Here is a 12,311-nt window from a genome sequence, read left to right on the forward strand (position 1 = left end):
ACGCCACGCCGCCGCATCGTCAATCAAAGTCGAGCCCGCAAGGGGCGTTTTGCGTTTCTGGCGGAGAGAGGTGGTGGACGAACTCTTCGTTCGACAAGATTGTCTGGAACAATTTTGGACAGCCGCAGGCTGGCCCTGGAGCGCGCAGCGCGGAGAAGTGAGGCCCATGAACGGGCCGAACAATCCCTTGCAGGCATCACGCTGGTCCGTCCTTCATTGAGGGGTGTTTTTTGCGCGCCCGGCGAAAGGATGCAGTGCAGGTAATTCATCCCGCCCGCTTGCCGCTCAACCTCACAGCTCCCCGCTCACCACCGTGAAAGTCTGCAGGAAATGGAAGTCCGTTCGACGCAGAGCGAACTGCGGGTGCTGTGGGTCGCACAGGCGCGCGAGTTCATCGTAGTCGGCGCTGGACAGGTACGGCTGCAACCGCGTTCCCCAGCTGTCGCGGAAGATGGCTTCGGCCAGATAGGCCTCGTCGGCTGCGCCGAGCGGGGATACGCGCTCGATCACGAACGTCTGCGCGCGGACCTTGCGCAATGGCGCTCGGCGCAGCACGCCGACCAGGGCGCGGACTGCCGCCAGCTCGCGTTCGCTGACGCCGTAACGGTCGCGGTAGTACTGGCGCACCGCTTCGTTGACCAGGCGCTCGAGCCGCGCGTCCCAGGCGAAGTACATGTCCGGCAGCAGCGAGCTCTGGCACAGCGCGATGCGTCCGGCGGGGCGCAGCAGGGCAGCCAGCCGCTCGGCGCCGGCCAGCGGATCGCGCAGGTGGTTGACCGTGTTCATGCACCAGACCCGGTCGAAGCTACCGGCGCATAGCGGTGCATGCAGCAGGTCCGCCTGCAGCACCAGGGCCTGGGCGGGAGCGCATGCGCGGGCGGCGGTCGCGTGCGCTGCCGCCAGGTCGATGCCGACCACGGTACCGGCAGGGCCTACTGCGTCGGCGAACCAACGCAGCGCCTCGCCGGTGCCGCAACCCGCGTCGAGTACGCGTGCACCGGGCTGCGGGTCCAGGCTGGCGATGGCCAAGCGAAGCTCGGCTTCGGCGAAGGCGTTGAACAAGCGCAATTTGCGCGAGTAGTCGCGAGCCGCCGTATCGCCGAGGAGGCCGGACATCGACTCACCTTGCCCCGCTGGCTCGGCGGCGGCTGCATGCCGGCGCGAGGCGATTCATGTCACCGCCAGTCCGCGCAGTTCGACCCCGGTCGCATCCACCCGCAGCACCGAGCCGTGCTCGTACCAGTCGCCCAGCACGATCCGTTGCGCCGGTGCGCCGTCGAGCCGGAAGTCGTGCACGGCGGGCCGGTGCGTGTGGCCGTGGATCAGTCGGGTCACGCCCGCCTTGCGCATAGCCTCGGCCACGGCCTGCGTGTTGACGTCCATGATGCTTTCGATGGTGCTGCCGGTGTACGCCTTGCTGTCCTCGCGCGCCTTGGCGGCGAACGCGCGGCGCGCCTGCAGCGGCATCGCCAGGATCTGTGCCTGCCACTCGGGCGTGCGTACCTGCCGGCGTACCGCCTGGTAGGCGAGGTTGTCGGTGCAAAGCAGGTCGCCGTGCATCAGCAGGGTGCGCTGACCCTGGATGTCGTGCACGGTGCCGTCGTCGAGCAGGCTCAGGCCGGCGCGTTCGGCGAACGCCGGGCCGAGCAGGAAATCGCGGTTGCCGACCATGAAGTACACCGGCACCCCAGCGTCGCGCACGGCGCGGGTGGCGGCGGCGATGTGCAGCGGCAGCTCGGCGTCATCGTCGTCGCCGACCCAGGCCTCGACCAGGTCGCCGAGGATGTACAGCGCATCGGCGTGGCGCACTTCGTCGCCGGTGAGATAGCGCTCGAACAGTCCGGTGATCTGTGGACGACCGGGGTCCAGATGCAGGTCGGCGATGAACAGGGTGGCCATCGCGTCGTCAGCCCTTGCCGGTGGGCTTGGCGGCTTTCCTGCGCGGTTTGGGCGCAGGGGCGATGCTTGCTGCGGCGGCCGGTGCCGCCGTGGCCGTGGCGGGCGGGGCTTCCTCACCGACCACCTGGGCGCTCTTGATCAGCACCAGCGGGTTCGGCACGTCGCCGGCGAACGGGCCGAGCGGGCGGGTGGGCAGGGCAGCGATCTTGTCGACCACGTCCATGCCCTTGATGACCTTGCCGAATACGGTATAGCCCCAGGTCAGCCCGCTCTGGGTGCCGACGAAATCCAGCCGGCGGTTGTCGACCAGGTTGAAGAAGAATTGCGCGGTGCCGGAGTTCGGGTCGGCGCCGCGGGCGACGGCCACCGTGCCGCGCAGGTTGGACAGGCCGTTGTCCGCCTCGTTGGCAACCGCCGAGCGCGTGCGCTTGGGCTGCAGGTCGCGGGTGTACAGACCACCCTGCACCAGATAACCGGGGATGGCACGGTGCAGCACGGTGCCATCGTAGAAACCGTCGCGCACGTACTGCAGGAAATTGGCCACGCTCTTGGGCGCCTTGTCCGGGTACAGCTCCAGCGTGATGTCACCCTGCGAGGTGCGCAGCATGACTTGCGGCGATGGCGTGGCGGCGGTGGCGGCCGGCGCCGGTTTGGCGGCTTGCGCTGCCAGCGTTGGCGACAGGATCAGCAGCAGCGTGGCGAGCAGGAATTTCGACATGGGCATCGGAATGGTCTGGGCGTCCGGACATGATACGCGGCCGCAGCTGAAGCGGGTTTGTCGGCGCGATCAGCTGCTGGAGATGTCCAGCTTGATGCCGAGATCGGCCATCGGCGCCTGTTCCTGCTGCAGGTCGGCTTCGCTGAGCGGGTGCTGCTCGAACCAGGCCAGCGGCAGGGTCAGCCGCAGCGACTTGCTGGTGGCGGCGAGCTTCATCTGCGGCAGCGATTCGGCGCGGCGCGCGCGGCGGAACAGCACCGCCAGGCGCAGCAGCGCGGTGGTGTAGCGGGCCAGCTGGCGGTAGCGCTGCGGCAGCGCAGCGGCCGCCGCCTTGTCCGGCTTGCGCCGGTGCATCTCCACTACCGCCGCCAGCAGCTGCTGCTCCTGCCGCGAGAAGCCGGCCAGATCGGCGTGGCGCAGGATGTACGCGCCGTGGTGGTGGTGCTGGCTGTGCGCAATGGCCAGGCCGATCTCGTGCACGCGCGACGCCCACGACAGCCACTCGCGGGCGTCGGCGTCCAGCTTCCAGGCGCGCGCGACCTGGTCGAACAGCATCAGCGCGGTCGACTCGACCCGCCGTGCCTGGGCGCGGTCGACCCCGTAGCGGGTGGCCAGCGCGTCGATACTGGCGGTGCGCGGGTCACTGCCGCCGGCACGGCCGAGCAGGTCCCACAGCAGGCCTTCGCGCATCGAGCTTTCGCATACGCGCAATCGTTCGATGCCGAGCGCGGCGAAGGCCGCCTCGAAAATCACCACGCCGCCGGCGATCACCGGCGCGCGCTCCTCGACCAGGCCCGGCAGCTTGAGCGTGCCGATCTGGCCCTGCGCGACCAGTGCATCGGCCAGCGCGGCGAGCGAGGTCGGGGTGATGCCGTCGTCGGAGAACTTCATCGCCTGCACCACCGCGCCGATCGACTTGGCGGTGCCGGAGGAACCATAGACGTCCTGCCAACCCGATTCGCGGTAGTCCTCGGCGAACTGCTGCAGCAGCACGCCGATCTCGCTGCGCGCGCGTTGCCAGCGCTTGCGGGTGAGCTTGCCGCCGGGGAAGAAGCGCAGCGTCGAGGCGATGCAGCCGGCCTGCACGCTTTCGGTGTGCAGCGGCGCCAGCCCGCGGCCGATGATGAACTCGGTGCTGCCGCCGCCGACGTCGATGACGAGACGCGGCTCGCGCGAGGCGGGCAGGTCGTGGGCGGCGCCGAGGAAGATCAGGCGTCCTTCCTCGCGCCCGGAGACCACCTCGATCGGATGGCCCAGCGCCGCCTCGGCGGCGGTCAGGAAGGTCTGCGGCGAGGCCAGCCGGCGCACCGTGTTGGTGGCCACCGCACGTACCCGCATCGACGGCAGGCCGGCGATGCGCTGGCCGAAACGGGCCAGGCAGGCCAACGCGCGGGCGCGCCGTTCGGCATCCAGGGTGCCGTCGGCGCGCAGGCCGGCGGCCATGCGTACGGTGTCGCGCAGGCGGTCGATCACGCGCGGCTCGCCATGTTCCATGCGCGCCACCACCAGGTGGAAGCTGTTCGAGCCCATGTCCACCGCGGCGAGCAGTTCGCCGTCGCGGATCGGTGTCTGTTCGGCTGGACTCACGCCCGGGCTCCGGCGACGGTAAAGCTCGGATTCTCGCATGCACGCATGGAATGGGCGAAACGCTGCTTCATGCGCAAGGGTTCACGTGTTGTAGCGCTCGAGCAGACCCTGCTGTGCGCTGTACGGCGGGTTGTCGCCGGGTTCGGCGCGGGTGTAGCGGCCGTCGGCGCCGAGCCGCCAGGCCTGGGTATTGTCGGCCAGGCCGTTGGCCAGGGTTTCCTCGAACACGCGCGCGGCCAGTTCGGGGTCGAGGATCGGGAACGCCACCTCGATCCGCCGCATCAGGTTGCGTTCCATCCAGTCGGCGCTGGCGCAGTAGATCTCGGCGTCGCCATCGTTGGCGAACCAGTACACCCGGCTGTGTTCGAGGAAGCGCCCCACGATCGAGCGCACGCGGATGCGCTCGGAGACGCCGGGCAGGCCCGGGCGCAAGGTGCAGGCGCCGCGCACGATCAGGTCGATCTCCACGCCGGCCTGCGAAGCGCGGTACAGCGCCTCGATCACGCGCGCCTCGTTCAGCGCGTTGAGCTTGGCCACGATGCGCGCGGGGCGGCCGGCCTGCGCGTGCGCGGTCTCGCGCTCGATCTTCGCCAGCACGCTGGGATATAGCGTGAACGGTGAGTGCAGCAGCCGCTTCAGCTCGATGATCGGGCCCAGCCCGGACAGCTGCTGGAACACCTTGTGCAGGTCCTCGCCGATCTCGGGGTTCGCCGTCATCAGGCCGATGTCGGTGTACATGCGGCTGTTGGCCTGGTGGTAGTTGCCGGTGGACAGGTGCACGTAGCGGCGCAGCGCCTCGCCCTCGCGCCGCACGATCAGCATCATCTTGGCGTGGGTCTTGTAGCCGACCACGCCGTAGACCACCTGCACGCCGGCTTCCTGTAGCCGCGTGGCGAGGCGGATGTTGGCCTCCTCGTCGAAGCGCGCGCGCAGCTCGATCACCACCGTGACGTCCTTGCCGTTGCGCGCGGCCTCCACCAGCAGGTCGACCAGCGGAGTGTCCTCGCCGGCGCGGTACAGCGTTTGCTTGATCGCCAGCACCTGCGGGTCGGCGGCGGCCTGGCGCAGCAGGTCGATCACCGCGTTGAAGCTCTGGTACGGGTGGTGCAGCAGTACGTCGTGCTGGCCGATCACGTCGAACTTGTTGCGGCTGCTCTCGAGTGCCGGCGGCAGCTGCGGGTTGAAGCGCGGGAACTTCAGCTCCGGCCGGTCCAGCCAGTCGTAGATCAGGCCGGCGCGGATGATGTTGACCGGGCCGTCGCAGCGGTAGACGTCGGCGTCGTCCAGCTCGAAGTTGTGGGTCAGCATCGCGGTGATCGCCTTCGGGCAATCGTTGGCGATTTCCAGGCGCACCGGCCGCGCGTAGCCGCGCCCGACCAGTTCCTCGCTGAGCGCCAGGGCGAGGTTCTCCACCTCGGCCTCCTCGACGATCAGCTCGCTGTTGCGGGTGACCCGGAACTGGTACGAGCCGACCACCTTGAGGCCAGGGAACATCAGGTCGACGAAGGCCTGCAGCAGTTCGGCGAGAAACACGAAGTGTTCGCCGGGGCCGCTGACTTCGGCCGGCACGCGGATGATCCGCGGCAGCGAGCGCGGGGCGCGCACCAGCGCCATGTGGCCTTCGTGGCCGAATGCGTCGCGGCCGCGCAGCACCACCGCGATGTTCAGCGTCTTGTTGAGGATGCGCGGGAACGGATGCGCCGGGTCCAACCCCAGCGGCGACAGCACCGGCAACACCTCGTGTTCGAAGTAACCGCGCAGCCAGCGGTGCTGGCGCGGGCTCCAGCTCTTGCGGGTGAGGATGTGGATCTGCTCGGCGTCGAGCTGCGGGCTGATCTGCTCCTGCCAGGCGGCGTATTGTGCGGCGACCAGGTCCAGCACGCGGCTGCGGATGCGCGCCAGCAGCTCGCCGGAGGAGATGCCGTCGGGCCCCGGCGCGGCCGAGCCGTAGGCATGGTGGTGCTTGAGCATCGCCACCCGCACCTCGAAGAACTCGTCGAGGTTGTTCGCCACGATGCTCAGGTAGCGCAATCGCTCCAGCAGCGGCACGGCGCTGTCGCTGGCCATCGCCAGCACGCGGAAATTGAACTCCAGCGCGGCCAGCTCCCGGCTCAGGTACAGGCCGGGGGCGCTCAGGTCGGTGGCATCGGGCGGGGTGGGCGAGGGGTGGGCCATGCCGCATTCTGGCGCATGGTCCGGGCCATTGCATGCCGCGCCGCCGCGGCTCTCAGCTTTCGTTGCCGCTGCCGGGAGCCAGCAGCCGTGCCGGGCCGAAGTGGCAGGAGAAGGTGGAACCGGCGCCCGGCGTGCTCTCGATCTTCAGTTGCGCCTGGTGCAGGTTCAGCACGTGCTTGACGATCGACAGGCCCAAGCCGGTGCCGCCGCTTTCGCGCGAGCGGCTGGAGGAAACCCGGTAGAAGCGTTCGGTGAGCCGGGCCAGGTGCGAGGCGGGGATGCCGAAGCCGGTGTCGCTGACCGAGTACACCGCGCCGTCGGCCACGCGCTGCCAGCGGATGGCGATGCTGCCGCCAGCCGGCGTATAGCGCACCGCATTGCTGGCCAGGTTCGACAGCGCGCTGTGCAGGTCCTTCGGCGAACCGAGCAGGTCCGTTTCGGCGGTGGACTCCAGCACGATGCGGTGGCGGCCCTGGCTGAGCGCCTCGGCTTCCTTGCGCACGGTGGCCAGCAGTGCCGCCATCGGCACGCGCTCGTCGACCACTTCGTGCTGGGTCTCCAGCCGCGACAGGGTCAGCAGATCCTCCACGATCTGCCCCATGCGTTTGGACTGCGTGCGCATTTCGTCCAGCACCGGCGCCAGCTCGGGCACGTCCTCCGGGTCGAGCAGTTCGAGGTAGCCATGGATCACCGTCAGCGGCGTGCGCAACTCGTGTGACACGTTCGCCACGAAGTCGCGGCGCACCTGTTCGAGCCGGTTCTGGTGGCTGATGTCGTGTGCCAGCAGCAGCTGTTCGTGCTCGCCGAACGGCAGCAGGCTGACGTTGAGCTGGCTGTCCGCGCGGCCGGGCGCGGTGGCGTCGGTGAGCGGCTCGTGCGCGCCGTCGCGCAGCCAGCCGGCCAGCTCCGAGCCGGCCAGCCGCTGCTGCAGCGAGGCGCCGCGATCGAGCGGACGGCGCAGCCCGAGCAGGTTCTCGGCGGCGTGGTTGAACCAGCGGATCTGCTGCTGCCCGTCGAGCAGCACCACCGCGTCCGGCAAGTGGCTGGCGGCATTGCGAAGATCGCGCAGGGAAGAGGCGATGCGGCGGGAGCGCGTCATGAAACGGTCATACTGGAGATGGCTGGCATTCGCCGGTGCCGTCATCATGGCCTGCGTTTGATGACGGATTCGGGTCAGCAGCAAGACGACTTCGGCCACGGCGACCAGCGCGATGCCCGCCACCGCATGCCCGCCGGTGAGCCAGCCGAACGCGGCACCGGCACCCAGCGCCGCGGCGAGTGCCGCGGGCAGTTTCCAGGGGGAGGAGAGGGGCGAGGTCATGCGGCGCACCGGCGTGTGAAAGGCATGCAGCATCGGCAAAAGCGATGCACGCCGCAAGCTTGCCGCCGGCTCAGGTGCTGGTCGAGAAGCGGTAGCCGGTACCGCGCACGGTCTGCACCAGCTCGTCCAGCTTCCACGGCTCCAGCGTCTTGCGCAGGCGGCGGATGTGCACGTCCACGGTGCGCTCCTCCACGTACACGCTGCCGCCCCAGACGTGGTCGAGCAGCTGCGTGCGCGAATAGACGCGCTCGGGGTGGGTCATGAAAAAATACAGCAGACGGTACTCGGTGGGGCCGATCGACACCGGCTCGTCGCCGGCGAACACCCGGTGCGCCGGGCCGTCGATGCGCAGGCCGCCCAGCTCGACCACACCGGAGCCGTCGTCACCCTGGCTGCGCCGCAGCACGGCCTTGATCCGGGCGACCAGTTCGCGGGTGGAGAAAGGTTTCACCACATAGTCGTCGACACCGGCTTCGAGGCCGTTGACGCGATCCATTTCCTCGCCGCGGGCGGTGAGCATGATGATCGGGATCTCGCGGCTGAGCTCTTCCTTGCGCAGGCGCCGGGCCATTTCGAGCCCGCTCGTGCCCGGCAGCATCCAGTCGAGCAGGATCAGGTCGGGCACCTGCTCGGCCAGCGCCAGCTGGGCGGCGCGGGCATCGGCTGCCTGGATCGCGTCCATGCCGGCCTTGCGCAAGGCGAAGGCGATCATTTCGCGGATCGAGGTTTCGTCTTCAACGATCAGGATGCGTTTGTGCACGCCGTGGTCCGCCTTGGCTTGTGACGGACATATTGCAGCCGATCCATGTTACGTGTCGATGACATGCGGCACGCATTCATTGCGGGGAACTGTCGCCCGGACTGTCCGCGGTCTTGATCTTGCGCTTGTGCAGTTCCAGCACCAGTGGGGTCAGCTCGACGATGCGCGCCTGGATGCGCACGCGTGCGTAGTAGTCCAGGTCGTCGCGCTTGAGCAGCCGCTTGAGTTGCTCCATCGCGTCGTACGACCGGCCGGAGTAGTAGCTGGCATCGGCGAAGGCCTCGCCGGCGCGCACGCTGTCGCCGGCCTTGTCGCTGGCGCGGGCGTAGGTGCTGTAGATCTCCGGCTCGCTGGCATTGTCCAGCAGCGGGCGCAGCAGGTCGGCGGCGAGGCGGGCCTGCTGCTGGTCGCCGCCGGTGGTGAGCGCCTTGGCGTAGGCGAGCGCGATGGCGCGATTGCGCGGGGACTGGGTGTTGAGCCCGGCATACGCCGCCAGCGCCGCGGCGCGCTGGCCGGCCTGCAGGCGGGCATCGGCCAGCGCCAGCCGGAGGATCAGGTTCTCGGGGTGGGCCTGCAGCAGCGGCTGCAACTGCTCGACCGCCACCGCGCCGCGGCCGCTGCGGGTGAGCGCCAGCGCGTAGCCGTAGCGGTTTGCCGGCATGTCGAAGTCCGGCCGGGTCTGCAGGTTGGCGCCGTAGTAGCTGGCTAGCTTGGTCGCATCGCCGGCCAGCACGCGCACGCGCTCGCGCATCAGGGCGTAACTGTCCAGGTGGCCGGGCGCGGAGGGCTGGAACAGCGAGGCGGGGTCCTTCACGAAGGCGATCGGTGCGGTGCTTTTCTCCCACTGCAGCTTGTCCATGACGGTGGCGGCGGGGCGCAGCTTCTGCGCTGCGGCCAGCGCGCCGGCGCGCGACTTCGCATCGCTGATGCGCATCGTGGACACCGGGTGGGTCTGCAGCAGGGCCGGCACGTCTTCGCCGCCGGCACCGGCGCTCATGACGTCCTGCATGCGCTGGAAGAAGTCGGCCATCGCGTTCGGGTCGAAACCGGCCTTGGCCAGCGTCTGGATGCCGACGCGGTCCGCCTCGATCTCGTCCTTGCGGGTGAAGTTGATCGACTTCTGCGCGATCAGGCCCTGACCGCCGGCCAGCACCGCCATCGGTGCGTCGCCGCTCTTGCTGCCGGCGCCGGCAGCGATCGCGCCGAGCAGCACCAGAGCCATCAGCGGCGCGTCCTTCTTCGAATCCTCGAATGCACGCTGCAGGTGGTTCTGGGTGATGTGGCCGATTTCGTGCGCGACCACGCCGGCCAGCTCGCTCTCGTCGCGGGTGATCGTCATCAGCCCGGCATTCACCGCGATGTAGCCGCCGGGGGCGGCGAACGCATTGATTTCCGGGTCCTTGACGATGAAGAACGAGAAATGCTCCTTCGGCTTTTCGCTGCTGGCGACCAGCCGGTAGCCGAGGTCGTTGATGTAGTCGTCCAGCAGCGGGTCGTCCACCACCATGTCCAGCGCGCGCATCTGACGCAGCATGGAAGCGCCGTAGTCCTGCGCTTCCTGCGGCGAGATCAGCGCGTTTGCCGAACTGCCAAGATCGGGCAGGCGCACATCCTGCTGGGCGCTGGCGGCGCAGGCCAGCCCGGCAGTGATCAGCGCCGTCAGCAGGCGCGGTGCAAGTAGTCGTGGTGCCATGCTCATCAGGTGAGTGACAATAGCATTGAGACCGTGGTTCGCCATATTGGTTCAGCATGGCCCGGCCGCTTGAGCCGGCAGCGTCGCGACCCCATGTTCTGTTGGCCTTTCCCCATTCAGCGGAGTGTCGTGATGTCGAAGATCGAGGTTTATTCCACCGCGGTATGCCCGTACTGCGTGGCGGCCAAGAACCTGCTCAAGTCCAAGGGGCTGGAGTGGACCGAGGTGCGCGTCGACGTCGATCAGGTACAGCGCGATGCCATGCTGGCGCGCAGCGGCGGCCGCCGCACGGTGCCGCAGATCTTCATCAACGATCAGCACGTGGGTGGCTACGACGACCTGGTCGCCGCCGACCGCAGCGGCCGGCTGGGCGAACTGCTGGGGCAGGCCGCATGAGCGACCGCCTCACCGAGTTCACCGCGTTCCGCCAGCGCATGAACGAGCGCATCCTGGCCGAGGACAACCAGGTCGTGCGGCGCTTCTTCGCACTGGATACGCAGACCTACAAGGCCGGCGCGCTGGACGTGAAGACCAAAGAGATGCTGGGGTTGGTCGCCTCGCTGGTGCTGCGCTGCGACGACTGCATCAGCTACCACGTGGCCCAGTGCAAGGACGCCGGCGTGCAGCGCGACGAGTTCTTCGAGGTGTTCAGCGTGGGCCTGGTGGTGGGCGGCTCGATCGTGATCCCCCACCTGCGCCGCGCGGTGGACTTTCTGGACAGGCTGGAAGCCGGCGAGTCTGCCGCCCCTGAGTGCGCCGACCACGCGTAGGTGCCCGCTCGCAGGCGATAACTTTTGCTTTTGCGAATCCTGGATCCGGCCTTCAAAGCATCGCCCGCGAGCGGGCTCCTACGGATCCTGGCATGCGAGTTTACGCGATGCTCCGTGCGAGGATTTGCAACGGTTCGTGTGCGGCGCCGGCTGTCCGTCAAGGGTTTCATCGGCGATAATGGGCGGTCTTGATGTGCGCCGTTCCGTGCGTGCACGCGATCAGTCCCCAAGGAGTTCCCCCCCATGAACAAGACCATCGCGGTGATCCCCGGCGACGGCATCGGCCCGGAGATCATGACCGCCACGCTGCGCGTGCTCGACGCGCTGGACTGCGGCCTTTCCTATGACTTGGCCGACGCCGGCATGGTCGCGCTGGAGAAGCACGGCGACCTGCTGCCCAAGGCCACGCTGGACAAGATCGCCGAGCACAAGGTGGCGCTGAAGGGCCCGCTGACCACGCCGATCGGCGGCGGCTTCACCTCGGTCAACGTGACCCTGCGCCGGCACTTCGATCTGTACGCGAACGTGCGCCCGGCGGTGAGCTTCCCGGGCACCAAGTCGCGCTACGAGAACATCGACATCATCACCGTGCGTGAGAACACCGAGGGCGCCTACCGCTCCGAGGGGCAGACCTTGTCCGTGGACGGCGAAGTCGCCGAGTCGGTCGCGCGCAACACCCGCAAGGGCAGCAGCCGCATCGTGCGCTACGCGTTCGAGCTGGCGGTGAAGAAGGGTCGCAAGAAGGTCACCGCGGTGCACAAGGCGAACATCCTGAAGACCAGCTCGGGCCTGTTCCTCAACGTGGCGCGCGAGATCGCCAGGGAATACCCGCAGATCGAGTTCAACGAGATGATCGTGGACAACACCTGCATGCAGCTGGTGATGAACCCGTACCAGTTCGACGTGATCGTCACCACCAACCTGTTCGGCGACATCCTCTCGGACCTGTGCGCCGGCCTGGTCGGCGGCCTCGGCCTGGCGCCGGGCGACAACATCGGCGAGGGCGCGGCGATCTTCGAGGCGGTGCACGGCTCGGCGCCGGATATCGCGGGCAAGGGCATCGCCAACCCGTGCGCGCTGCTGCTGGCGGCGGCCGACATGCTCGACCACCTGGACATGGTGGCCAAGGGCGACCGCCTGCGCCAGGCGATCCGCGACACCATGACGAACGATCGCGACAGCGTGACGCCGGATATCGGCGGCAAGGGCAGCACGAGCAGCTTCGCCGACGCGATCGTGAAGCGCCTGGCGGCCTGAGCCGCACCGCCGCTGCACAAGAAAAAGCCGCGGGCATGCCGCGGCTTTTTTTTTGGCTCATCGCGGAATCGTGTGAGCACCCACGGCGCCAAAGACTTGCGTAAAGCCCTTCTGGCAAGCCATTTTCAGCC

The 12,311-nt window shown here is 68.5% G+C and carries 11 protein-coding genes; 3 read left to right on the top strand and 8 right to left on the bottom strand.

Annotated elements, in window-relative coordinates:
* Positions 1–291: 291 nt before the first annotated feature.
* The 8 genes from AC3WTD_RS10170 to AC3WTD_RS10205 form a co-directional block, all read right to left on the bottom strand.
* Complete coding sequence (locus AC3WTD_RS10170) at positions 292–1,116, bottom strand: class I SAM-dependent methyltransferase (protein WP_051257653.1); 825 nt, start codon at positions 1,114–1,116, stop codon at positions 292–294.
* Positions 1,117–1,170: 54 nt separating this feature from the next.
* Positions 1,171–1,899 (bottom strand): UDP-2,3-diacylglucosamine diphosphatase, encoded by a 729-nt coding sequence (locus AC3WTD_RS10175; protein ID WP_492613718.1) that lies wholly within the window; start codon positions 1,897–1,899, stop codon positions 1,171–1,173.
* Between the two features lie 7 nt (positions 1,900–1,906).
* Positions 1,907–2,617: a peptidylprolyl isomerase gene (locus tag AC3WTD_RS10180; protein ID WP_027493932.1), complete on the bottom strand. Its 711-nt coding sequence runs from the start codon at positions 2,615–2,617 to the stop codon at positions 1,907–1,909.
* Positions 2,618–2,686: 69 nt separating this feature from the next.
* On the bottom strand, positions 2,687–4,204 hold the full coding sequence (locus AC3WTD_RS10185; protein ID WP_027493931.1) for a Ppx/GppA phosphatase family protein: 1,518 nt from the start codon (positions 4,202–4,204) through the stop codon (positions 2,687–2,689).
* Between the two features lie 81 nt (positions 4,205–4,285).
* The gene (gene ppk1 / locus AC3WTD_RS10190; RefSeq protein WP_492613719.1) at positions 4,286–6,379 is read right to left on the bottom strand and encodes a polyphosphate kinase 1; all 2,094 of its coding nucleotides are present in this window, start codon (positions 6,377–6,379) and stop codon (positions 4,286–4,288) included.
* 52 nt (positions 6,380–6,431) lie between these two features.
* The gene (gene phoR / locus AC3WTD_RS10195; protein WP_027493929.1) at positions 6,432–7,700 is read right to left on the bottom strand and encodes a phosphate regulon sensor histidine kinase PhoR; all 1,269 of its coding nucleotides are present in this window, start codon (positions 7,698–7,700) and stop codon (positions 6,432–6,434) included.
* Positions 7,701–7,770: 70 nt separating this feature from the next.
* The gene (gene phoB, locus AC3WTD_RS10200) at positions 7,771–8,460 is read right to left on the bottom strand and encodes a phosphate regulon transcriptional regulator PhoB (protein WP_008439518.1); all 690 of its coding nucleotides are present in this window, start codon (positions 8,458–8,460) and stop codon (positions 7,771–7,773) included.
* A gap of 76 nt (positions 8,461–8,536) precedes the next feature.
* Complete coding sequence (locus AC3WTD_RS10205) at positions 8,537–10,159, bottom strand: M48 family metalloprotease (RefSeq protein ID WP_235642319.1); 1,623 nt, start codon at positions 10,157–10,159, stop codon at positions 8,537–8,539.
* A gap of 126 nt (positions 10,160–10,285) precedes the next feature.
* Here AC3WTD_RS10205 and grxC point away from each other — a divergent pair, with 126 nt between their 5' ends.
* The 3 genes from grxC to AC3WTD_RS10220 all read left to right on the top strand — a co-directional run bounded on the left by grxC (position 10,286) and on the right by AC3WTD_RS10220 (position 12,180).
* Positions 10,286–10,549 (top strand): glutaredoxin 3, encoded by a 264-nt coding sequence (gene grxC, locus AC3WTD_RS10210; RefSeq protein WP_492613720.1) that lies wholly within the window; start codon positions 10,286–10,288, stop codon positions 10,547–10,549.
* Positions 10,546–10,923, top strand: a complete 378-nt coding sequence (locus tag AC3WTD_RS10215) for a carboxymuconolactone decarboxylase family protein (protein WP_027493927.1) — start codon at positions 10,546–10,548, stop codon at positions 10,921–10,923. The genes grxC and AC3WTD_RS10215 overlap by 4 nt, the downstream gene beginning before the upstream one ends.
* A gap of 243 nt (positions 10,924–11,166) precedes the next feature.
* Positions 11,167–12,180 (top strand): isocitrate dehydrogenase, encoded by a 1,014-nt coding sequence (locus tag AC3WTD_RS10220; protein ID WP_027493926.1) that lies wholly within the window; start codon positions 11,167–11,169, stop codon positions 12,178–12,180.
* The last annotated feature ends 131 nt before the right edge of the window (positions 12,181–12,311 follow it).

Source organism: Rhodanobacter sp. FW106-PBR-R2A-1-15, from assembly GCF_058789735.1.